Source organism: Streptomyces sp. NK08204 (assembly GCF_020400585.1).
Lineage (GTDB): Bacteria > Actinomycetota > Actinomycetes > Streptomycetales > Streptomycetaceae > Streptomyces.
Genome location: NZ_JAINVF010000001.1, coordinates 24,360 through 46,337, shown reverse-complemented (window position 1 = coordinate 46,337; position 21,978 = coordinate 24,360). Strand labels below are relative to the sequence as shown.

The 21,978-nt window shown below is 72.0% G+C and carries 15 protein-coding genes and 2 pseudogenes; 8 read left to right on the top strand and 9 right to left on the bottom strand.

Annotated elements, in window-relative coordinates:
• Positions 1-108: 108 nt before the first annotated feature.
• Positions 109-1,272, bottom strand: a complete 1,164-nt coding sequence (locus tag K7G59_RS00200) for a PP2C family protein-serine/threonine phosphatase (RefSeq protein WP_225829701.1) — start codon at positions 1,270-1,272, stop codon at positions 109-111.
• A gap of 79 nt (positions 1,273-1,351) precedes the next feature.
• On the bottom strand, positions 1,352-2,341 hold the full coding sequence (locus K7G59_RS00195; RefSeq protein ID WP_225829700.1) for an aldo/keto reductase: 990 nt from the start codon (positions 2,339-2,341) through the stop codon (positions 1,352-1,354).
• A gap of 688 nt (positions 2,342-3,029) precedes the next feature.
• Between K7G59_RS00195 and K7G59_RS00190 the strand changes: the two genes are divergently transcribed.
• Together K7G59_RS00190 and K7G59_RS00185 are read left to right on the top strand one after the other, a co-directional pair.
• Complete coding sequence (locus K7G59_RS00190; protein WP_225829699.1) at positions 3,030-3,857, top strand: hypothetical protein; 828 nt, start codon at positions 3,030-3,032, stop codon at positions 3,855-3,857.
• 233 nt (positions 3,858-4,090) lie between these two features.
• Positions 4,091-7,465 (top strand): pyruvate carboxylase, encoded by a 3,375-nt coding sequence (locus tag K7G59_RS00185; RefSeq protein ID WP_225830225.1) that lies wholly within the window; start codon positions 4,091-4,093, stop codon positions 7,463-7,465.
• A gap of 46 nt (positions 7,466-7,511) precedes the next feature.
• On the opposite strand, the gene K7G59_RS00180 is transcribed toward K7G59_RS00185, so the two are convergent.
• From K7G59_RS00180 to K7G59_RS00155, 5 genes are all read right to left on the bottom strand, one after another.
• Complete coding sequence (locus K7G59_RS00180; protein WP_225829698.1) at positions 7,512-8,489, bottom strand: hypothetical protein; 978 nt, start codon at positions 8,487-8,489, stop codon at positions 7,512-7,514.
• Between the two features lie 164 nt (positions 8,490-8,653).
• Positions 8,654-9,109, bottom strand: coding sequence for a hypothetical protein (locus K7G59_RS00175; RefSeq protein ID WP_225829697.1), 456 nt, complete (start codon positions 9,107-9,109; stop codon positions 8,654-8,656).
• Between the two features lie 505 nt (positions 9,110-9,614).
• Positions 9,615-11,798: a TIM-barrel domain-containing protein gene (locus tag K7G59_RS00165; protein WP_374114181.1), complete on the bottom strand. Its 2,184-nt coding sequence runs from the start codon at positions 11,796-11,798 to the stop codon at positions 9,615-9,617.
• Between the two features lie 597 nt (positions 11,799-12,395).
• A complete protein-coding gene (locus K7G59_RS00160; protein WP_225829696.1) occupies positions 12,396-12,563 on the bottom strand; it encodes a hypothetical protein in 168 nt (55 codons plus the stop codon).
• 71 nt (positions 12,564-12,634) lie between these two features.
• Positions 12,635-13,183 carry a hypothetical protein gene (locus K7G59_RS00155; RefSeq protein WP_225829695.1) on the bottom strand — a complete coding sequence of 183 codons (549 nt, stop codon included), beginning with the start codon at positions 13,181-13,183 and terminating at the stop codon, positions 12,635-12,637.
• Between the two features lie 172 nt (positions 13,184-13,355).
• Here K7G59_RS00155 and K7G59_RS00150 point away from each other — a divergent pair, with 172 nt between their 5' ends.
• Both K7G59_RS00150 and K7G59_RS00145 read left to right on the top strand, forming a co-directional pair.
• The gene (locus K7G59_RS00150; protein WP_308294973.1) at positions 13,356-15,281 is read left to right on the top strand and encodes an RICIN domain-containing protein; all 1,926 of its coding nucleotides are present in this window, start codon (positions 13,356-13,358) and stop codon (positions 15,279-15,281) included.
• A gap of 88 nt (positions 15,282-15,369) precedes the next feature.
• Positions 15,370-16,185, top strand: a complete 816-nt coding sequence (locus K7G59_RS00145) for an inositol monophosphatase family protein (protein ID WP_225829694.1) — start codon at positions 15,370-15,372, stop codon at positions 16,183-16,185.
• 237 nt (positions 16,186-16,422) lie between these two features.
• On the opposite strand, the gene K7G59_RS00140 is transcribed toward K7G59_RS00145, so the two are convergent.
• Positions 16,423-17,565, bottom strand: coding sequence for an acyltransferase (locus K7G59_RS00140; protein WP_225829693.1), 1,143 nt, complete (start codon positions 17,563-17,565; stop codon positions 16,423-16,425).
• Between the two features lie 489 nt (positions 17,566-18,054).
• On the opposite strand from K7G59_RS00140, the gene K7G59_RS00135 reads away from it, so the two are divergent.
• Together K7G59_RS00135 and katG are read left to right on the top strand one after the other, a co-directional pair.
• A complete protein-coding gene (locus K7G59_RS00135) occupies positions 18,055-18,492 on the top strand; it encodes a Fur family transcriptional regulator (protein ID WP_225829692.1) in 438 nt (145 codons plus the stop codon).
• A gap of 33 nt (positions 18,493-18,525) precedes the next feature.
• Complete coding sequence (gene katG / locus K7G59_RS00130; protein ID WP_225829691.1) at positions 18,526-20,757, top strand: catalase/peroxidase HPI; 2,232 nt, start codon at positions 18,526-18,528, stop codon at positions 20,755-20,757.
• Positions 20,758-21,207: 450 nt separating this feature from the next.
• Here the strand turns inward: katG and K7G59_RS00125 are convergent.
• Positions 21,208-21,390 (bottom strand): annotated as a pseudogene (locus tag K7G59_RS00125) (hypothetical protein); the annotation flags it as partial.
• Between K7G59_RS00125 and K7G59_RS35195 the strand changes: the two are divergent.
• Together K7G59_RS35195 and K7G59_RS00115 are read left to right on the top strand one after the other, a co-directional pair.
• A pseudogene (locus K7G59_RS35195) lies at positions 21,391-21,513 on the top strand (heme-binding protein); the annotation flags it as partial. It abuts the pseudogene before it with no gap.
• A 267-nt stretch (positions 21,514-21,780) separates the two neighbouring features.
• On the top strand, positions 21,781-21,963 hold the full coding sequence (locus K7G59_RS00115; protein ID WP_225829690.1) for a hypothetical protein: 183 nt from the start codon (positions 21,781-21,783) through the stop codon (positions 21,961-21,963).
• The last annotated feature ends 15 nt before the right edge of the window (positions 21,964-21,978 follow it).

The window sequence follows — 21,978 nt, the reverse complement described above, 5'->3', positions numbered from 1 at the left end:
ACTGGGGTAGGGCAGGCAGGAGCGGGCGCAGATTCTCGCACCGGCCCCCCGGGTGGGCCACCTCCTGCTGAACACTGTCGCAAGGACGGGTGAACGGGCAGCGCAGTCTCACCCCGCCCGGTGCCGGAAGGCGTCCGTGCCGCCCGCCAGGCCGTGGTGGCGGCGCCGGTCCAGCGGGGTGCGGTGCAGCGCGATCAGCGCGGCGTCGTCGTCCAGCCGGCCCCCGGCATGGGCGAGCAGGTCGTGCCGCAGATGGTGCACCAACGCCTCCGGACTCTCGTCGGTCCACCGCGCGGCCCGCTCCGCGAGCGGATAGAACCGGCCGTGCGCGTCCCGGGCCTCCACCACCCCGTCCGTGTACAGCAGCAGCGTGTCGCCGGCTTCGAAGGAGAACACGTCCAGCGTGTGCTCGGCACTGTCGTGCTCCACCCCGAGGGGCGGTGAGGGGTGCAGGCTCGGGAAGGTCACCACGTGCCCGGGGCTCAGCAGCATGGGCGGTGGATGGCCGCAGCTGGTCATGTGGGTGACCGGGTCCTGATCCGGAATGTCCACCAGCAGAGCGGTGGCGAACCGCTCACCCGCCTGCTCCTGCGGCTCCAGGTCGGCCGCGTAGCGGCTGACGCTCCGGTCCAGCGTGGCCGCCAGTTCCGGGAGCGGGATGTGCCGGTGCGCGCTCTCCCGGAAGGCGCCCAGCAGCAGGGCGGCCTCGCCGATGGCCGGCAGGCCCTTGCCGCGCACATCGCCGATCAGCATGCGCACGCCGCCGTCGGACCGGGTCACCGCGTACAGGTCACCGCCGATCTGGGCCTCGTCCTCCGCCGCCAGATACAGCGAGGCGATGCGCAACGGGCCGATCTGTTCGGGCAGCGGCCACATCAGGACGTGCTGCGCGGCCTCGGCGACCGTGCGGACCTGGGCCAGCTGGGCCTGCCGCCGCTCCCGCAGCGCGCTGTAGACCACCAGGAGCACCGAGAGCACCGCGAGGGTGATGATCTGCACGATGTGGTTCGTGGTGCCCAGGCCGCCGTGGACGTTGCCGATGAGGATCTGGGCGGCCACCGCCAGGCTCCCGATGAACGCGGTGGCCCGGGGACCTGCGAACGACGGCGTCAGCGCCGGTGCGATGACCAGAGCCGGGCCGAGGTGGACATCGGTCGGGAGGCGCATGTCCACCACGGTGATCACGACGATGAGCACGAAGGGCAGCAGCAACAGCGCATGCGTCGGATGCCACCGCTGCCGCAGACCCGCCACCGCCAGCCGGGGACTCATGCCTACCAGCCTGCTCCCCGGGCGGTGGAGCGGCCACACGGAAGGGGCCGGCACACGGCGGCAGCGGGTCCGGGGCAGGTCAGCGGTTCACGGCCCGCATCCCCGCCTCGTCGTAGCGCTCGCCTGCTGCCTCGGGCAGCTCGGCATCGATGCGGGCGAGGTCGTCCTTCGTCAGCTCGATGTCGACCGCGGCGGCGTTCTGCTCCAGGTAGGTGCGGCGCTTGGTGCCGGGGATCGGCACCAGGTCCTCGCCCTGGGCCAGCACCCAGGCGATCGCCAGCTGGGCCGGGGTCACGTCCTTCTCCGCGGCGATCTCCTTCACCTTCGCAGCGAGCCGCTGGTTCGCCTCGATGTTGGCCTCGGCGAAACGCGGGGTGCCGCGGCGGTAGTCGCCCTCGTCCAGCTCGTTCGGCGAGGTGAAGCGGCCCGCGAGGAATCCGCGCCCCAGCGGGGAGTACGGGACGAAACCGATGCCCAGCTCCCGGCAGGCCGGCAGCACCTCGGCCTCCACGTCCCGCGTCCACAGCGAGTACTCGCTCTGCACCGCGGTGATCGGGTGAACGGCGTGGGCGCGCCGGATGGTCTCCGCGCTCGCCTCGCTCAGTCCGATGTGCCGCACCTTGCCCTCGGCGACCAGCTCCGCCAGCGCGCCGACCGTCTCCTCGATGGGTACGTTCGGGTCGACGCGGTGCTGGTAGTACAGGTCGATGTAGTCGGTGCCGAGCCGCTGCAGCGAACCGTGGACCGAGCTGCGGACATGCTCGGCCGAGCCGTCCTGCGGGCCCACCGTGCTCATGTCGCCGGGCACGGCGTTGTCCATGCGGTAGTTGAACTTCGTCGCGATCACGTACTCCTCGCGGTGGCCGCGGACCGCCTCGCCGACCAGCAACTCGTTGGTGAGCGGGCCGTAGAGCTGTGCGGTGTCGAGGAAACCGATGCCGAGGTCGAGGGCGCGCCGGATGGTCGCGATGCCCTCGTCCTTGTCGGTGGAGCCGTAGAAGGCGGACATCCCCATGCAGCCGAGGCCGATGGCCGATACCCGAAGATTCCGCAGACTGCGCTGTCGCATGTGGTGTTCCAGCCTTTCCCTGCACACTCGATCGTCGTCCGTCCCGTAGGGGACATTCGCGACGCTATGGCTTGAAGTGCGCTCGAAGTCAAGCCGGGTCGTCCAGGCTCTTCCCGTATCCCTGGAGGACGTCTCCCGGGCGGTGGAAGTTGCCTCTCACCCCGCGTTCACGGCCCCGCGCGCCTGTGGGTCTTCCCACACCGGCCGGGACCCGGAGCGGATCTTGACGCCCGCCTGCCCGCTCGCTGAACTGAGACGGACCGGCCCGCGCGACCGCGTGGGGCCCTACAGAGGGGGAGGGGTGCGCCCCATGCCGGAACGGCGGCAGCGCAACCTGCGGGTGACCGACGAGTTCCGGCGGCTGTGGGCCCGACCGCTGGAGCACACGCCGCACTGCGCCGGGTTCCCTGAGCGCGTCGCGAGCCCGTCACCGTCGTCGCACTGACCAGGACGGGTGGCCGACCCGGGCGACCGGTCCGTACGGAGGGGGCGGATCGGCCAAGGTGGTTCCGCCCCCTCCGTGCGGACCGGGGCGGATCGGCCAAGTCAGATCCGTGCATTTCTGTACGATGACGCCGGAAACCGGCGCATGAGGAGACAACGCCACGCACGGCCAAAAGCCGGGCGTGCGGTACAAGGGGGCGATGCGGGTGACGGGGGAGCCGGAAGCGATGGGCTGTCGTGACGCATGACCACTCAAGGGCGCACAGTGTTACTCCGCCCGGCGCTCGCACGCCTCGCCCGGTTCACCGGGCACACGCTGCGGGCCGAGTGGCATGCCATCGTTGTCGAGCCGGTGCGGCACCTCGCCCGGCGCGGTCTTTCCGGGCTGCTGCTGGCCTTCGTCGCCGCGTTCGGTGTCATCTTCTTCCACGACCTCGCCCAGCACCCGGCCGGCGCCCTGTGGGTACGGCGGTTCGGTGGCGTCACCGCCGACCTGCCGCTGTGGCTGTCGCTGCTGCGCACCCCGGTGTCGCTGTACGTACCGGCACTGGATCTGCCGGTGTGGGCGGGCATCACCCAGCTGTTCCTGGCCTTCGCGCTGGCCGAACTGACCCTCGGCCGGGCCCGGACCCTGGTGATCGCCTACGTCGCCACGCTGGCCGGCACCCTCACCGCCCGTGTGATGATCGCACTCGGGCCGGGGCGGTGGGGATTCGGGCTGCCGCCCGAGTGCGCGAAGGTGCTCGACACCGGGCCTTCCGCGGCTGTCGTGGGCCTGTTCACCTACCTCTCGGTGGTCCGCCGCGCGCCCGTGGTGTTCACGCTGACCGGCGGGTCGATGGTGTGGGAGTCGATCGCGGTGCCCAATCTGGCCGGCCGTGAGCATCTGATCGCGGTCGGCGCGGCCATCGTCCTCGCGGCCCTGCGCGGCCGCCGGAAGCGGCTGCCGTTCGCCGTACGGTCCCCGCGGCGGGCGCGGCGGGCCGTCGGGCCCGCCCCCGGGAAGCCGGTGCCGGGGCCGGCCCCGGCGGTCGCCGACCGCCCGGAGGCACCGTGCGCGAGGTTTCCCTGACGTCCGCCGCGTGCCGGGCGCAGGTCTCCGCGCCGGACCCTGGCCCACCCTGCGAAACCCCCGGATCCGCCGTTCCGTACCGCTCGGCCACGGGTACGCAACCCCCACGCCGATGTGACGGGTCTCGCACTTCGACGTGTGCAGGCACCCCCTAGGGTTGCCGCCATGTACGGCAGGGCGTGGCTGACACCAGGGTGGTCGTCGCCGGCAGGCTGAAGGGAATCGAATCCAGGATGTTCCGCAAGGTGCTGGTCGCCAACCGTGGAGAGATCGCGATTCGTGCGTTCCGGGCGGGGTACGAACTCGGCGCGCGTACCGTCGCCGTGTTCCCGCACGAGGACCGCAACTCGCTGCACAGGCTCAAGGCCGACGAGGCGTACGAGATCGGGGAACCGGGGCACCCGGTGCGGGCCTATCTCTCCGTCCAGGAGATCGTGGGCGCCGCCCGCCGGGCCGGGGCGGATGCGGTCTACCCGGGGTACGGGTTCCTGTCCGAGAACCCCGAACTCGCCCGCGCCTGTGAGGAGGCGGGCATCACCTTCGTCGGTCCGAGCGCGGCGACGCTGGAGCTGACCGGCAACAAGGCCCGCGCGGTCGCCGCGGCCCGGGCCGCCGGCGTGCCCGTGCTGGGCTCCTCCGCGCCCTCCACCGACGTCGACGAACTGGTGCGCGCCGCCGAGGAGATCGGCTTCCCCGTCTTCGTCAAGGCCGTCGCGGGCGGCGGCGGGCGCGGCATGCGCCGCGTCGAGAACCCCGCACAGCTGCGCGAGTCCATCGAGGCCGCCTCCCGCGAGGCCGCGTCCGCGTTCGGCGACCCGACCGTCTTCCTGGAGAAGGCCGTTGTCGACCCGCGCCACATCGAGGTGCAGATCCTCGCCGACGGCGACGGCAACGTCATCCACCTGTTCGAGCGGGACTGTTCCCTGCAGCGCCGCCACCAGAAGGTCATCGAACTGGCGCCGGCCCCGGGCCTCGACCCGGACCTGCGGGAGCGGATCTGCGGCGACGCCGTGCGGTTCGCCCGCGAGATCGGCTACCGCAACGCGGGCACCGTGGAGTTCCTCCTCGACCGGGACGGCAACCACGTCTTCATCGAGATGAACCCGCGCATCCAGGTCGAGCACACCGTGACCGAGGAGGTCACGGACGTCGACCTGGTCCAGGCCCAGCTGCGGATCGCCGCCGGTGAGACCCTCGCCGACCTCGGCCTCGCCCAGGACACGGTCACCCTGCGCGGTGCCGCCCTGCAGTGCCGGATCACCACCGAGGACCCGGCCAACGGGTTCCGCCCGGACACCGGCCGGATCAGCGCCTACCGCTCGCCGGGCGGCTCCGGCATCCGCCTGGACGGCGGCACCACCCACGCCGGTACGGAGATCAGCGCGCACTTCGACTCGATGCTGGTCAAGCTCACCTGCCGGGGGCGGGACCTCACCGCCGCCATCGGCCGGGCCCGGCGCGCGGTCGCCGAGTTCCGCATCCGTGGTGTGGCCACCAACATCCCGTTCCTCCAGGCCGTGCTGGACGATGCGGACTTCCAGGCCGGGCGGGTCACCACCTCCTTCATCGAGCAGCGCCCGTACCTGCTCACCGCCCGCTCCTCCGCCGACCGCGGCACCAAGCTGCTCACGTACCTCGCCGACGTCACCGTCAACAAGCCGCATGGCGAACGGCCCGGACTGCTCGACCCGGTCACCAAGCTGCCCCCGCTGCCGGCCGGCGAGCCGCCCGAGGGATCGCGCCAGCTGCTGGTGGAACTCGGCCCGGAGGGCTTCGCGCGCCGGCTGCGCGAGTCGCCGACGCTCGGCGTCACCGACACCACCTTCCGCGACGCCCACCAGTCCCTGCTCGCCACCCGCGTACGCACCAAGGACCTCCTCGCCGCCGCCCCGGTCGTCGCCCGCACCCTGCCGCAGCTGCTGTCCCTGGAGTGCTGGGGCGGCGCCACCTACGACGTCGCCCTGCGCTTCCTCGCCGAGGACCCCTGGGAGCGGCTGGCCGCACTGCGCGAGGCCGTACCGAACATCTGCCTGCAGATGCTGCTGCGCGGTCGCAACACCGTCGGCTACACGCCGTACCCGACCGAGGTGACCGACGCCTTCGTCCAGGAGGCCGCCGCCACCGGCATCGACATCTTCCGCATCTTCGACGCGCTCAACGACGTCGGCCAGATGAGGCCCGCCATCGACGCCGTGCGCGAGACGGGGACCGCGATCGCCGAAGTCGCCCTGTGCTACACCGGCGACCTGTCCAACCCCGCCGAACGGCTCTACACCCTCGACTACTACCTGCGGCTCGCCGAGCAGATCGTCGAGGCCGGCGCCCACGTCCTCGCCGTCAAGGACATGGCCGGACTGCTGCGCGCCCCGGCCGCCGCCACGCTCGTCTCGGCACTGCGCCGCGAGTTCGGCCTGCCCGTGCACCTGCACACCCACGACACGGCGGGCGGCCAGCTCGCCACGTATCTCGCCGCGATCCAGGCGGGCGTCGACGCCGTCGACGGGGCCGTCGCCTCCATGGCGGGCACGACCTCGCAGCCCTCGCTGTCGGCGCTCGTGGCCGCCACCGACCACTCCGAGCGGCCCACCGGCCTCGACCTGCGGGCCGTCGGCGACCTGGAGCCGTACTGGGAGGGCGTGCGGAAGATCTACGCGCCGTTCGAGGCGGGCCTGGCCTCCCCGACCGGCCGTGTCTACCACCACGAGATCCCCGGCGGCCAGCTGTCCAACCTGCGCACCCAGGCCGTCGCCCTCGGGCTCGGCGACCGGTTCGAGGACATCGAGGCGATGTACGCCGCCGCCGACCGCATCCTGGGCCGCCTGGTCAAGGTCACCCCGTCCTCGAAGGTGGTCGGCGACCTGGCCCTGCACCTGGTCGGCGCCGGGGTCTCGCCGGAGGACTTCGAGTCGACGCCCGACAGGTTCGACATCCCCGACTCGGTGATCGGCTTCCTGCGCGGTGAGCTGGGCACGCCGCCCGGCGGCTGGCCCGAGCCGTTCCGCACCAAGGCGCTGCAGGGCCGCGCCGCGCCCAAGCCCGCCCCCGAGCTGTCCGCCGAGGACCGCGACGGGCTGGCGAAGGACCGCCGGGCGACCCTCAACCGGCTGCTGTTCCCCGCCCCGACCCGCGAGTTCGAGGCGCACCGCCAGGCCCACGGCGACACCAGCGTGCTGGACAGCAAGGCGTTCTTCTACGGCCTGCGCCCGGGCAAGGAGTACGCCGTCGACCTGGAGCCGGGCGTCCGGCTGCTGATCGAGCTGCAGGCGATCGGCGAGGCCGACGAACGCGGTATGCGCACCGTGATGTCCACGCTCAACGGCCAGCTGCGGCCCATCCAGGTGCGCGACCGGGCGGCAGCCTCCGACGTGCCGGTGACCGAGAAGGCCGACCGCGCCAACCCGGGCCATGTGGCGGCGCCGTTCGCCGGTGTGGTCACCCTCGCGGTCGCCGAGGGCGACGAGGTGGCGGCCGGTGCCACCGTCGCCACCATCGAGGCGATGAAGATGGAGGCCACGATCACCGCGCCGAAGGCGGGCCGCGTCGCCCGGCTGGCCATCAACAGGATCCAGCAGGTGGAGGGCGGCGACCTGCTGGCCGAGATCGGCTGAGCACACCACTCGCCGCGGCCGGCGCACCCCGGCCGCGGCGGGCCGGCTACCGGCCGATGGGGTGCTGGAGCCGGGCGAGGAGCAGGTTCGGGTCCTGGCGCGTGAAGTATCCGGCGCTCGGCACGTAGACGGTCCGGCCGAGCACGGCCACGGAGGTCGGGTTGGACAGTCCGTCCTGCCGGTCGAGGACGACCGTGCTGCTGCCGTCGCTGTGCACCAGGACGACCTGGTTGTCCGGGTCCAGGGCGACGAGCACGCTGCTGCCGTGGCCGGGGAAGCCGAAGTCGTCGATGCCCGCGAGCCCGCTTGCCCGGGTCTCCACGGGCCCGGCGGAGCCGTCCTCGCCGACGGGGATGCGCAGCAGTGTTCCCCGGTCGGTGTTGGACACCCACACCGCGCCCCGGTGGACCTTGAGGCCGTTGGCGCCGAAGCCCGCGGCCGGCGGCGACGGCAGCGGGCCGAGGGCCGCCGCCCGGCACCATGGCGTGGCCGTACCGCCCGAGAGCGGGACGCGCCAGACGGTGCCGAGCGCCGAGTCGGCCGTGTAGAGCACACCCTGGCGCTCGTCCAGGGCCAGACCGTTGGGAAAGCCGTCGTGTGGCAGCCGGGCGATCTGCACCGGGGCTCCGCCGTCGGGGCCGAGACGCCAGATGCCGGTTCTGCTCGTACCGGTCACGTAGTTGACGTACAGCGTGCCGTCGTGGGCGCGGGCGATGCCGGTGACGGCGGCGCGCCGTACCAGCGGCGCGTTCGGGTTCGGCTCGGCGGGCAGCGTCGCCAGGATCCGGGTGTGCCCGTCGCGGGTGACGCGGGCGACCTGGCGGGCGAAAGCGAGGGTGAGGTCGGCCGAGCCGTCGCGTTCGAGTGCGATGTTCTCCGGCGTCTGCCCGGCGGCCAGGTCGAAGTGGGCGACGATGTGGGGGGCGGTGACCGGCTGGTCCTGCCCGGCGGCGGGGGCGGCCACGATCACGCCGAGGGCGAGGGCCGCCGCTGCGGCACCGGCCAGGCGGGGGAGTCTGGGCAAGGCAGTGGCCTCTCTTCGGACGGCGCGCGAGGCGGCGACGTACGGGATCACCACCATGATGCAGCGACAGCCCGAGGCACGCGGGGCCGTGGCCGGGGGGATCGCCCGCGCGGCCCACTGCCCGGTCGCGGCATGTCCTCGAGCGGTCCTCCGGCCGGGGCCGGTCAGTCCCAGAGCGGGTACGTCATGACCCTGTGGAAGCCCTCCGGGCGGGCGCCGTGGTAGGTCAGGCGCATCCGCGTGTAGTGCTGCACGGACGGGTGCTTCTTCCAGGGCTTGGGTTCGTCGAGCCGTACGGTCACCAGGTAGCCGTGGAAGGTCCCCGCGGCGCAGTACGGCTTGCAGTCGTTGACGAAGTTCACACCCATGGCCGTCGCCCCGTGCGCAGTCCACCGCGTCCAGTGGAGGTCGGTGAGGCGGCTGTTCCCGTCGCCGCAGGCCAGGAGGAAGTCGGCCGGGCGGACGTCGCGGTGCCACACGCAGTCCACCAGCACGGCCTGCCGGGGCGCGGCCGGGGCCGGGTCCTGCGCCGACGGGCTGGCCGAGGCCGTGGTCATGGCCGCCGTCAGCAACGCACCCGCCGCGAGGGTGAACACCGTTCCCACCACTGATCCGCGCATGGCCGCTCCCACCCGTCGTGCCGTGTCCGACCGCGTGCTCTCGACGCTACGACCGTACCGCCATTTGCACCAGTCGCGCAGGTCGCGCCGCGTGTCACCCCTGAACCTGCGTCGGACACGTCAAGAGGTCGGCAGGCGCCCTCGTGCTGCCAGGGACCCACGGAGGCGTCGAAGCCGCTGTCGGCATGGGTGTGGGCGTGGGTCCGGCGGGGGTGACCGCGGCGAACCTCACCGAGTACCCGGCGCGTCCCGGGAGTTCCGGGCCACGCCGGAGCATGTCCCCTGCGTGCGGCTGCCGTTGTCGACCGGGGTGCACGTGCGGTCGCGGAGCAGGGACCAGAACGTGAACCGGCCCACCGGACCGGTGTGAAGACGTCCCACGAGTGCCGGCGGAGGGGGGACGGGAAGGCCCCCACCCTCCGGTGGCTGGTGCGGTCATGCCGGCCATGCGGACAGAGCGATCGACTCGTCGGACTGGACCATGCCGTTCCCGTTGCCTTCTCTTCTACCTTCCGTCGGCCAAGTGGACGGTGAATCCGCTGTCGAGCGGCAGGCTCGGCGTCGTGATGGTCGTGACGTGGGTGTCCTGGTCGTAGGACCAGGCGCCGTCCGGCAGCCGGTGCCCGTCGAGGAGCACCCGCTCGGGTGCGTGATCGCCGTGCACGGTGAACCGGTACGTCCGTGCGTCCACCTTGCCCGCGTAGCCGCCCCTGCTCGCGCCGACCGTCACCGTCGTCTCCCCGGCGCCGGTGTCCACGGACACCCGCTGGGTGGCGAAGCCGCCCTTGGTGAAGTCGCGTGTCACGCCGTCGTCCTCGTACAGCGTGTAGTCGCTCGTGCCGTGGGCCGACGGGTAGAGGTCCCAGTCCAGTTCGTGCCGGTCGCGGTTCTGCCAACTCGTCGTGCCCTTGGGCCACATGGGCACGATGGCACCCTCGCGCACGAACAGCGGGAGCGTGTCGAGCGGGGCGTGGTAGCCGTTCAGGGTGGTGGGGCCCTGGTAGGTGCGGCCGGTCCAGTAGTCGGTCCAGGTGCCCTTCGGCAGATAGATGCCGTCACGGGTGTCGGAGTCCTGGTAGACCGGCGCCACGAGGAAGTCGGGGCCGGACAGGAACTCGTACTTCGCCTGCGCGCCCAGGGTGGCCGGGTCGTCCGGGTACTCCAGCCACAGCGGACGGACCGCGCCCACACCCGTCTTCGCCGCCTGGGCGGACAGTGTGTACATGTACGGCAGCAGCCGTTCCTTCAGCTGGAGGTACTTGCGGTTGATGGAGGTGTAGGGCTCCCCGTCGCGCCAGGGCTGCTGGTCGGCGGGCTTCCTGGTGGTGATGTCGGTGGCCCAGCCGTCCATGGTCATGATGGCCGGCAGGAACGCCTTCCACTGCAGGTCGCGGGCGTACATCTTGGCGTCGTGCCGGTAGATGCTGCCCACGTCACCGGTGTTGTAGGCGATGCCGGACATGGTCGCCCCGGCGTACGTCGGGATCTGCCAGCGGATGTAGTCCCAGGACAGTTTCTGGTCGCCGCTCCACAGCACCCCGCAGCGTTGCGCGCCCGCCCAGGAGACCGGCAGCCACACGAACCCGCGGGCGTCGCTGTTGTCCTCGATCCCCTTCTTCGCGGCGTCACAGGCGTCCAGTGCGAACTTGTAGCCGTTGCCGACCCAGGCCACGTCCAGCTTCGCCACCCGCTGGCCCGCCCTGACCTGGTCGGCCAGCTTGTCGATGCCGTCCTGTGTCCACAGGCCGAGCTGGGCGTGGTGGTCCTGGAGCCCCTTGGCGGTCTGCTCCAGGTTCTCGTACCCGCAGCCGTAGCCGTCGTTGACCAGCATCCAGCCGAGCGGCATCTGGTTCTCGGTGTACCCGTCGGCGATCTTCAGCGCGTCCAGGGTGTGCCGCTCGCCCCGGTTGGCGTTGTGCAGATAGCAGTCGGAGTCGCCCGGTTCGAGGCCGTACACCGGCGGCATGAACGGCCTCCCGACCAGCGCCGTGTACTCCCCGATCACTCGCTTGGCGTCCCCGAGGAAGTAGTAGGCGTCCAGGCGGCGTTCCTGCTGCCCCGTCGTCACCGGCGAGCCGAAGGTGTAGACGCCCGGGGCGAAGGTGTTGCGGAAGACGCCGTAGCCCGCGCTGGAGAGGTAGAACGGCTGGGAGTTGTTGTAGCCGCCCTCGTTCCAGTCGAAGCTGTTGGCCACGTACATGGTCTGCCCGCGGTGCGAGAAGCTGCCGTTCTGCTCGCCGCCGCCGAAGAACTGTTCGTCCGCGCCGCGTTCGAGGCTCTGCCGCATACCGCCGGTCGACCAGCGCAGCGGCTTGTCCTCCTGCCAGACCCTGGTGCGGTTGTCCGGCTTGTACAGGCCGAACCGCAACGGGCTCTTGTACACGCGCAGGACGGCCTGCGGTGAGCGGATGCCGTAGTAGTCGCCCGCGTCGAAGGACGAGGTGTGCCGCTGGAGGGCGGGCTGCTCGCGCACGATGGCCGTACCGGCCGGATCGCTCAGCGAGCCCGATGGATCGGCCTGCAGTCGCAGTTGACCTCCCGTCAGGAAATCGGCGCGGGCTGTGAGCTGCCCCGCCCTGACGGTGTAGCTGCCGTCGCCGCCGGAGAACGACGTGAGGTCGCCTGCGTCCGTGGTCGCGGGCAGGTACGCGGTGCCCGCGAAGGAGTTGTCGTGGACGTCGTACGGCACGACGACCACGTGGTACGTCCCCGACGCCCGCGGGATCACCGTGGCCTCGGGGTCGGCGGTGCCGGCACTGGACGCCACCTGCTTGCCGTGGTCGTCGAAGACGTACAGGTCGAAGTCGTCCGAGGGGTGCTCCCACTTGATCGACAGCGGGACACCGCCCTCGGGGTTGTCGTCCCAGTAGCCGTCCGGCACGGACACGGTCAGATCGAAGCGGTCGCAGACCTTGTCGTCGGGGTCGGAAGCGGCGTCGGGGCAGCTCTCGGGGCCGCCTCCGGTGCCCTTGGCGTAGACCGGGCTCTGCCAGCCGACGCTGCTGTGCGCGGCGTCCAGCACGCCGGCGGACGGCGTGGCGGCGGCTGCGGGGGGTGCCGGGGCGGCGAGCACGGTCCCCGCCAGGGCGGTCGCCAGCCCCAGCGGAATCCAGGCCGGCCACGGCACACGGTGTCGGAGTCTTCGCACGGCGGAACAGCTCCCATCGCACCATCGCGGACTGAGTGTGTTCTTGCTGCGGCACTGCAATGTTGCTCGTAATAGCTTGAAAGAAGCGGCAATCGAGCAACTTCAAGCACGAAGCCTCGTGGTCGGCACAGGTTCATGTCAATACCGCCGGGTCACCTGGAGTCCGGCCTCGACCGTGTGATCGTTCGTCCTCGAATCGGCGGCGTCGGCGTCGATGCCCTGTGCGGAGGTCCTGGTGGGCACGACATCCCGGCCCGCGACGAGTGCGCCGTCAGCAGCGCGGAGTTCGCCGGCACGTCGGTCCACGCCGTCAGGTGCGCGAGCTCCGCCGAACCCCGCGCGGGCCGCACGGAACGGGTGACCCGGCGCCTTCCGGGTCACCCGTTCTGCGGATACGGCACCACGGTCACGTCCAGCGTGAAGACCGGGCGGGCGGCACCGGCCACATCCGGCGCCTTCGCGGTGACCGTGACCTCGGCACTGCCGCCCCGGGTGCCCGCGCACCGCAGGGTGGCCCGGGCGCCGCCGGCCACCTGGACCTGCCACCCGGTCGGCAGGACCAGGGCGGGCGCGGAACTGTGCACGTCCACCCACCGCTTGTCGTCCACCCGCGGGTGCAGCACGAGCGTGAGCACGGCCCCCGGCCGCACGCACAGCGCCCGGCGCACCGGGTCGCCCGGAGACACGACGACCTCCACCGGTCCGCTCGCGCACCCCTGCGCGGGGGCGGATGCCGAGGTGGCCGCTGGTCCAGCGGAGGATGCTGCGGAGGGCGTCTGCGAGGACGGCCGTACGGGCCGCGCGCCGGACGGCCCGCCGCCCGCACCCTGCCCCGCCGGAGCGCCGCACCCCGCCAGCACGACGACCGTGACCATCGCGACGACCGCACAGCCACCGAACCGGCACCGCATGACGAACCTCCGCATCGCCCCCACCCTCCAGCATGCCCCCGCCCCCGCGACGCCGCTGCCCACGGCGAGGACGCGGCTCCCGTGCCGCGAAAGTGCAAGAGGCGGAGCACCACAGTCCATTGCCGCGGCAACCGCCGCGGCCGGATCGTTCCGGTTGCAACCGGCCCTTCGTCGACAAGGAGCATCCGTGCGACTTTTCAGCAGAGCGGGCGGCGCCGTGGCAGTGTGTTCGACGGCCGTCGCCCTGGTCCTGGGCAGCGGCACGGCGTCCCCGGCGCCCGTCGCGGCAGCGTCCCCCGTGGCCGCCTACAGCGTGACCGTGGGCACGCCGGTGCCGTTCACGCATCCCACCGACACCCCCGCCACGCCGTACACCGACAAGGACGGCACCTTCCACTACCAGCAGTCCGCCGCGCTCTACGGCGCGAACGACCCGCGCACCTGGGATTTCTACACCGGCACGGACTTCGACACGGCCGCGTTCGACAAGAGGATCAGCAAGGCGGTGAACCCCGCCGACTCCAAGGACCGCAACGACGACACCACCTGGCGTTGCAACAACAGCCCGACCGGCCGCGAGGCGACGTACGCGCCCAGCGGCTCCGGCTACGCGCAGAAGAACTACTGCGACCTGTCGGGGGTCTGGGCCGACCCGGACACCGGGGACTGGTACGGCCTCGTGCACAACGAGTTCACCCCGCAGCCCTTCGGTGACAGACTGCACTACGACGCCATCGACTACGCCGTCTCCACCGACCAGGGCCGCACCTGGACCATCAAGGACCACGTCATCACGTCCCCGTACAGCACCGGGCGCGGGGACACCACGGCCTTCCCGAACCAGACGTACTCCTACGGCGACGGCGACCAGCGCCTGTTCGTCGACGCCGCCTCCGGCTACTTCTACGTCTATTACGGCTCGCGGATCATCGACAAGAGCGGCGGCTGGAAGGCGTTCTACGAGCACGTGGCCCGCGCCCCGATCTCCGGGAAGATGGCGCCCGGCTCCTGGCGCAAGTGGTACGACGGTGCCTGGTCCCAGCCGGGCACCGGCGGCCGGGAGAGCAACATCGTCCCCGCCGACGCCGACCATCCCACCGGGTACACCCCGGTCGCCGACGAGTACGACCCGGTGAACACCGGCACCGCCGCCCAGCAGATCGCGGCCGGGACGATGCCCCCGACCTCGCCCCTGTTCGTCATGAACATCACCTACGACGCCTACCTCGGCCTCTACATCGGCGAACCGCAGGCCGTCGACCAGAGCGGCAACTCGCCGCAGTACCTGTACGCCACCGACGACCTGGCCACCCAGAAGTGGCAGCTGATCGGCGACACCGGCAGCTACACGAACGCGTCCTGGTACCGCTGGTTCCTGGACCGCGCCAACCGCACGAGCGGCACGATCGTCGGCAGGACCTTCCGCTCGTACTGCGCCTTCGGCTGCTCCCACGACGCCTCCGGCGAGTACGTCGACCTCACGATCGACTCCTCCGCCCCGGCGGCACCGCCCATGGACACCGGCCGCACCTACCGCATCGCGAGCGGGGCGGGCCGGGTCCTCGCCCAGGTACCCGGGGGCTCCGGCACGACCTCCGTGGCGAGTTCCACCGGAGCCGCCGAGGAGTCCTGGATCTTCACCCCGACCGGCGACGGCTCCTACACCGTCGCCAACGCCTCCAGTGGCCGGCTGCTGGGCGTCGACTCCGTCACCAGGGCCGGCCGTGCCTGGGGTGCGCAGCCCACGGTGACCACGCCGCCGCCGGGCGGCCCCACCGTCGGCCAGCAGTGGTTCCTGATCCGGAGCACCGCGGACGACGGCACCTACCGTCTCGTCAACCGTTACAGCGGCCTGGTGCTGGGCCTGTCCGCAGCCGCCGGCCGCCTCGCCGAGACCACCCCGGTGCGCAACTGGACGGACAGCAGCGGCAGTTTCGTCGGCGGCGGGCGCACGGCGGCCGAGCAGACCCTCTCGCTCACCCCGGCCGGAGCGGTCCCCGGCACCCCGGTCGTCACCGGCGCCCACCCGCTGCACGCCTCTGGCCGGGCCCTGGACGCCGCCTCCCGCTCCACGTCACCCGGCACCCGGGTCGTCTCCTGGGACGGGATCTGACCCACGTACGGCCGCCCGCCGGGGCGGCCGTGCAACCCACCGTGGGGCCAGCCGACTTGAGCCGGGACCCGGTGGTTATCCTGCATGCATGACGGTGATCGACTTCGAGTCGGACGCTCACGTGGCGATGACGGCGGCGACGGCGGGTGCCGCCGTGGTACGTGACATGTACGGCGGCCCCCTGGCCCGTTTCGAGAAGTCCGCGGGCGACTTCGCCACGGCGGCCGATCTCGCGGCCGAGAAGACCATCCTCGACATCCTGCGTGCCGCCCGGCCCGACGACGCCGTCACGGGCGAGGAGAGCGGACGCACCGGAGCCGAGGGAGCGCGGCGCCGCTGGCTGGTCGATCCGCTGTGCGGCACCCTCAACTACGCGGTGCGCAACATGCTCGTGGCCGTGAACGTGGCGTTGCGGGTCGGCACGGACGTCACGGCCGCCGCGACGGCGGACCCGTTCAGCGGTGAGGTGTTCTGGACCGACGGCACACGGACCCGCCTCCGTGCCGGCGGCAGGGACGAGGATGTGGCGCCCTCGCCGGATTCCCGGCTGGTGGACGTCAACCTCGACCCGCCGTTCCCCAACGCGCCCGGCTTCCAGGCGGTTCGCCTGCTGGCCGAACCGGGTTTCGCGCAGCGGTTCCGGCCCCGGGTGGTCTCCACGACCCTCGCGGTCGCCTGGGTCGCCGCCGGCCGCAGGGCCGCCTACGTCACCGACGGCGACCTGCGCGACAGCGTGCACTTCGCCGCCGGGATCGCCCTGTGCCGGGCCGCCGGCTGCACGGTCACCGGCATCCACGGCCAGCCACTGCACACCGGAGCGGGCGGACTCATCGTGGCGGCCGACGAGGAGACGCACGCCGCGCTGGTGGAACTGGCCGGCAGCCGCCCCGCTCACCGGGACTAGCGGGACAGGTGCCCTGTGGCCCGGCGGGGTCGATGGAGGAGTCCGCTTTCGCTCAGCCCAGAGGTGATCCAGGTCCCGGTCGAGGCCGGCGCCCACGCGTGCGGCAACAGGCCACCGACCCGGTCGGGCCGTCGAACCCCGCCGCCGGTGGCGTCTGCGCCGGCCAGGACTGACTGACGCCGTTCGTGCGCCGGCCCCTCACCCGGGGGCAGCCGCACGGTCGTGCGGTGGCACGGCTCACTCGCGTGCCTCGGCGGCGGGCCGGCCGGTCGGGCGGCGGCGCAGCAGCAGCCGCCTCCCGGGCCGCTCCACCGCCTCGTACAGCACCCAGGACAGTGCGAGCGACACGGCGAACGCGATGACGGTCACCGCCAGCCCCGCCGGCACCCCGAAGTGCGGCTTGGTGCCCAGCAGGTTCCTACCGGCGCGCAGCACCAGCAGATGGATCATGTAGAAGGCGAACGACAGTTCCCCCAGCCGCACCATCGGCCGGTGCCGCCACAGCGACGGCAGCCCCCGCAGATCCGCGACGGCCGCCGCCGGGATGAGCAGGACGAACCCGGCGAGCGTGCAGGCCGTGGCCGAGTAGCCCGGCGTGACCTGCGGAACGAGGAAGTAGCCGATGATCGTCAGGCCCAGCGACGCCTCCAGTCCCGGTCCGTGCCACCGGCCCAGCACCACCAGCCGGGCGGTGACCGCGCCGAGGACGAACTCGGGCAGCCGGGCGGCCGGGAACGAGTACATGGACAGGGTCGTCCAGTGGTGGGCGTCCGCCCGGGTCAGCACGAGGACCGCCGCCACCGCCGCCGCGCCCAGCGCGGCCGACCCGCGCGCGCCGAGCCTGCGCAGCAGCAGGATCAGCAGCGGGAAGGCGGCGTAGAAGAAGGCCTCGCAGGCCAGCGACCAGCTGACCGGGTTCAGCGTCTGCCACCAGGGATGCCACCAGGAGTGGAGCAGCAGGACGTTCGCCGCCGCCTGCGTCGGTGTCGGCTTCGGCTGATGCGCCAGTGTGTACGTCATCAGGAGCGCGAGGGCCAGCGTGACCAGGTGCACCGGGTAGATCCGGGCGATGCGCCGCCGCCAGAAGCCCAGCACGCGGTCACCGGGTCTCGCGGACCACGTCAGCACGAAACCGGACAGGACGAAGAAGAACGACACCCCCGTGGCACCGGCCCCGAAGGCCCAGAACACGATCCGGCCACCGGCACCGCCGAAGTAGCCGAAGTTGTTCACGTGCAGCCCGAACACCAGCAGCGCCGCTATCCACCGCAGCCCGGTGAGCGACGGCAAGGAGCGGCCGGCCGACGGCGAGGGCTTCCCGGCCGCCGCGCCGGTGCCGGTGGGCGGCGTCCGGGTCGTCCGGGGCGTCGCCGTGCTCATCGGATCACCTGCCGCAGGGGGTTCGCGTGGGGTATGAAGGAGAGCATTGCCCGTTCACCGCCGGTCCATCACGTGGCCTGGCGAACGTCACACTGCTGCCGAACGACGCAATCGCCGGGATGCCACGGACGGCCGGACGGGGTGCACCCGTACGAGCGACGGCCGGCTCTGTCTCCCGCCTCGGCCCCGGCTCTCACCCGTCCGGGGGATGTCCCGGCTTGCCGCGCTGCCGTCCGGGCTCCGGCGCCGGATGATGCGGGAATGCCTGCGGGCGCCCCCCGGCCACGCACTGTAGCCGAGTCGGGGCGGGCAGGGTGCCTCAAGCACCGCCGTGTCACACGCCGTCGTGTCATACACCGCCGTGCCGCACGCCGCCGTGCCAGGCGCGGCAGAGCCACGCAGCGTCAAAGACCTGGCGACGGCAAACGGCCAGAATTGCATTATTCATTTTCTTGAGTCATTCGTGTTTATGGGGGTAGGGTCGGCGTCATGACCGCCTCCCCGCCCCCGACCGCCGCCGAACAGCTCCGCGGCGCCGGCCTGCGTGTGACAGCGGCCCGCGTCGCTCTGTTGGAGACCGTCCGGGACGGAGACCACCTCGGCGTCGAGGCCATCGCCTCCGGGGTGCGTGCCCGCGTGGGCCACATTTCCTTGCAAGCCGTCTACGAGGCCCTGCACGCCCTCACCGGAGCAGGGCTCGTACGCCGCATCGAACCGGCCGGCCATCCGGCCCTGTTCGAAGGGCGGGTCGGCGACAACCACCACCACGTCGTGTGCCGGTCCTGCGGTGCCGTCGCCGACGTCGACTGCGCGGTCGGCGGCGCCCCCTGCCTGACCGCCTCCGACGACCACGGTTTCGCCATCGACGAGGCCGAGGTCGTCTACTGGGGCACCTGCCCCGATTGCTCCCCCGGCCGCAGTTCCTGAGCACCGAGTTCCGCACAGTTCGGAAGGATTGCCATGACTGACAACCACGATGCGATCGTCACTGACGCGAAGTCGGAGGAGGCCAGCGGCGGCTGCCCCGTCGTGCATGACCGTGCCCCGCACCCGACCCAGGGGGGTGGCAACCGGCAGTGGTGGCCGGACCGGCTCAACCTGAAGATCCTTGCCAAGAACCCCGCCGTCGCCAACCCGCTCGGCGAGGACTTCGACTACGCCGAGGCCTTCAAGAGCCTCGACCTCGCGGCAGTGAAGCAGGACATCGCGCAGGTGCTGACCACCAGCCAGGACTGGTGGCCCGCCGACTTCGGCCACTACGGCCCGTTCATGATCCGTATGGCCTGGCACAGCGCGGGCACCTACCGCATCAGCGACGGCCGTGGCGGCGCCGGCGCCGGCCAGCAGCGCTTCGCCCCGCTCAACAGCTGGCCGGACAACGCCAATCTGGACAAGGCCCGCCGTCTGCTGTGGCCGGTGAAGAAGAAGTACGGCAAGAGCCTGTCCTGGGCCGACCTGATGATCCTCGCCGGCAACGTGGCGCTGGAGTCGATGGGTTTCACGACCTTCGGCTTCGGTGGCGGCCGTGAGGACGTGTGGGAGCCGGAGGAGGACGTCTACTGGGGTCCGGAGACCACCTGGCTGGACGACAAGCGCTACAGCGGCGACCGCGAGCTGGAGAACCCGCTCGGCGCCGTCCAGATGGGCCTCATCTACGTCAACCCGGAGGGCCCGAACGGCAACGCGGACCCGCTGGCCGCGGCACGCGACATCCGCGAGACGTTCCGCCGCATGGCGATGAACGACGAGGAGACCGTCGCCCTGATCGCCGGTGGCCACACCTTCGGCAAGACCCACGGCGCCGGCCCGGCCGACCACGTCGGCCCCGACCCCGAGGCCGCCGGCCTGGAGGAGCAGGGCCTGGGCTGGAAGAGCACCTACGGCACCGGCAAGGGCGCGGACACCATCACCTCCGGCCTGGAGGTCACCTGGACCACCACGCCCACCCAGTGGAGCAACAACTTCTTCGAGATCCTCTTCGGCTACGAGTGGGAGCTGACCGAGTCCCCGGCCGGCGCCAAACAGTGGAAGCCGAAGGGCGGCGCGGGCGAGGGTACGGTCCCGCACGCCCACGACTCCTCCAAGAAGATCGCCCCGAGCATGCTCACGACCGACCTGTCGCTGCGCTTCGACCCGGTCTACGAGCAGATCTCCCGCCGCTTCCTGGAGAACCCCAACCAGTTCGCGGACGCCTTCGCCCGCGCCTGGTACAAGCTGACCCACCGCGACATGGGCCCGAAGCCGCTGTACCTCGGCCCGGAGGTCCCCGAGGAGACCCTGCTGTGGCAGGATCCGCTGCCGGAGCGCGAGGGTGAGCTGATCGACGCCGCGGACATCGCGGCCCTCAAGGCCAAGCTGCTCGACTCGGGCCTGAGCGTGTCCCAGCTGGTCACCACCGCCTGGGCGTCCGCCTCGACCTTCCGGGGCAGCGACAAGCGCGGTGGTGCCAACGGCGCCCGCATCCGCCTGCTGCCGCAGCGAGGCTGGGAGGTCAACCAGCCCGACGAGCTGGCCCAGGTGCTGCGCGCCCTGGAGGGCATCCAGCAGGAGTTCAACGCCTCCTCCGGCGCCAAGAAGGTCTCCCTGGCCGACCTCATCGTCCTCGGCGGCGTCGCAGCCGTGGAGAAGGCGGCGAAGGACGGCGGCTTCGACCTCGAGGTGCCCTTCACCCCGGGCCGGGTCGACGCGACCGACGAGCACACCGACGCCGAGTCCTTCGAGGCGCTGGAGCCGGTCGCGGACGGCTTCCGCAACTACCTCGGCAAGGGCAACCGGCTGCCGGCCGAGTACCTGCTGCTCGACAAGGCGAACCTGCTCAACCTGAGCGCCCCCGAGATGACGGTCCTCGTCGGCGGTCTGCGCGTGCTGGGTGCCAACCACCAGCAGTCGCAGCACGGCGTCTTCACCGAGACGCCCGGCGCCCTCACCAACGACTTCTTCGTCAACCTGCTCGACCTGGGCACGACGTGGAGGTCGACGTCCGGCGACCAGACCACGTTCGAGGGACGCGACGCGGCCACGGGCGAGCTGAAGTGGATCGGCACCCGTGCCGACCTGGTCTTCGGCTCGAACTCCGAGCTTCGCGCGCTCGCTGAGGTCTACGCCTGCGACGACGCCAAGGAGAAGTTCGTGAAGGACTTCGTCGCCGCGTGGGACAAGGTCATGAACCTCGACCGGTTCGACCTGATCTGATCGTCGGGCCGCACGCCACCACCGAGGGCGTCCGGCCGGTCCACCGGGACCGGTCCGGGCGCCCTCGTCGTGTGTCTGTCCGGCGTGTGTCTGTCCGGCGTCGGGCACCGCACACGGAAGAGGGAACCGGCTCCGGCTGCTGACGTGACCGCCGGAAGGAGAAGACCCCGAGGACACTGTGGCGCATGGCCATCGTCGGGCAGCCCCCTGTTCGGGCCGACGGCATGGCAGCCGGCGTCGAGGACCGGCCCGGCGAGGCCGTGTGCCGTGCGGCCCTCGCCACGCCGGAACGACTGAGCGGGTGCTGCACTGCCGGGGGCCGTGGTGGTGCTCGTCGCCCCGACGCCCCGCCGGACCGGGTTCCTTCCTCGTCCGGCCGGGACGGGCCGAGCCGGCGGGCCCCGCCTGATGCAGCGGACGCGCCCTGCCGGGCCTCATGCGGCTGCGGGATCACCGCCCCGCGACACCGAGCACGGACCCGACTACGTCCTGGTGGCCCGGCCTGTCTCGGCGGCCGGGCACCGCCGCGCCCGCCCGGGCGTCCTTCTCGTCCAGCGCGCCGGAGGGGGCGTCCGCGACGCCGATGCCCGCGACCTGGGCACCCCTGACGGTCACCGGGACGCCGCCCGCCAGGTCGTGGACCGGGGCGGCAACGCCCTGGTGACCCTGCGCGGCGACGGGGCGGGCCCGCAGTCGCAGGAGTCCGCCGAGCGGAAGGCGTTCACGGCCGCCTCCTGGAACGCGCCCACCTCCGAGCCGGCCGGACTCCCGGTGGTCCTCGTCTCCGGCGCCCCCTGGCGGGCGCACGACAGGGCGGGCGTTGAGTAGAAGTACTCATGACATGGGCTCCGCGGGCCGCGAGGATCCGGGCGTGACGACGTATCGCACGCCCGGACACCGCCGGTTTCCTAGTACCGGCAGTAACATGATGACCTTGATTCCGGGTGCCCACACCGTCCGCCCCAGCGCTGTCTCCAGGACGCGCCCTGCCCGGAGTTGCCCATGTCTTCCCTCGCCATTGCCTTGGAAAACGCCCGTATCACCTACGAGCAGCACGTCGCCGAGTGCCGCCAGTGCCGGGCCGATGCCGCGCCCTGTGCGGTGGCCAAACACTTCTGGCGCCTGTACAACAACGCGCGCAGACAGCAGCTCCGCGCGCCGGGACCGCAGGCCCGCCCGGCACCTGGAGAGCAATCTGAGGGGTGATCAACTGGCGCGGCA

Excerpts from the sequence above, each read along its gene's own strand:
- K7G59_RS00175 (WP_225829697.1), bottom strand. The coding sequence starts at position 9,109 with ATGCGCGGATCAGTGGTGGGAACGGTGTTCACCCTCGCGGCGGGTGCG.
- katG (WP_225829691.1), top strand. The coding sequence starts at position 18,526 with ATGACTGACAACCACGATGCGATCGTCACTGACGCGAAGTCGGAGGAG.
- K7G59_RS00135 (WP_225829692.1), top strand. The coding sequence starts at position 18,055 with ATGACCGCCTCCCCGCCCCCGACCGCCGCCGAACAGCTCCGCGGCGCC.
- K7G59_RS00155 (WP_225829695.1), bottom strand. The coding sequence starts at position 13,183 with ATGCGGAGGTTCGTCATGCGGTGCCGGTTCGGTGGCTGTGCGGTCGTC.
- K7G59_RS00200 (WP_225829701.1), bottom strand. The coding sequence starts at position 1,272 with ATGAGTCCCCGGCTGGCGGTGGCGGGTCTGCGGCAGCGGTGGCATCCG.
- K7G59_RS00140 (WP_225829693.1), bottom strand. The coding sequence starts at position 17,565 with ATGAGCACGGCGACGCCCCGGACGACCCGGACGCCGCCCACCGGCACC.
- K7G59_RS00185 (WP_225830225.1), top strand. The coding sequence starts at position 4,091 with ATGTTCCGCAAGGTGCTGGTCGCCAACCGTGGAGAGATCGCGATTCGT.
- K7G59_RS00195 (WP_225829700.1), bottom strand. The coding sequence starts at position 2,341 with ATGCGACAGCGCAGTCTGCGGAATCTTCGGGTATCGGCCATCGGCCTC.
- K7G59_RS00145 (WP_225829694.1), top strand. The coding sequence starts at position 15,370 with ATGACGGTGATCGACTTCGAGTCGGACGCTCACGTGGCGATGACGGCG.
- K7G59_RS00190 (WP_225829699.1), top strand. The coding sequence starts at position 3,030 with ATGACCACTCAAGGGCGCACAGTGTTACTCCGCCCGGCGCTCGCACGC.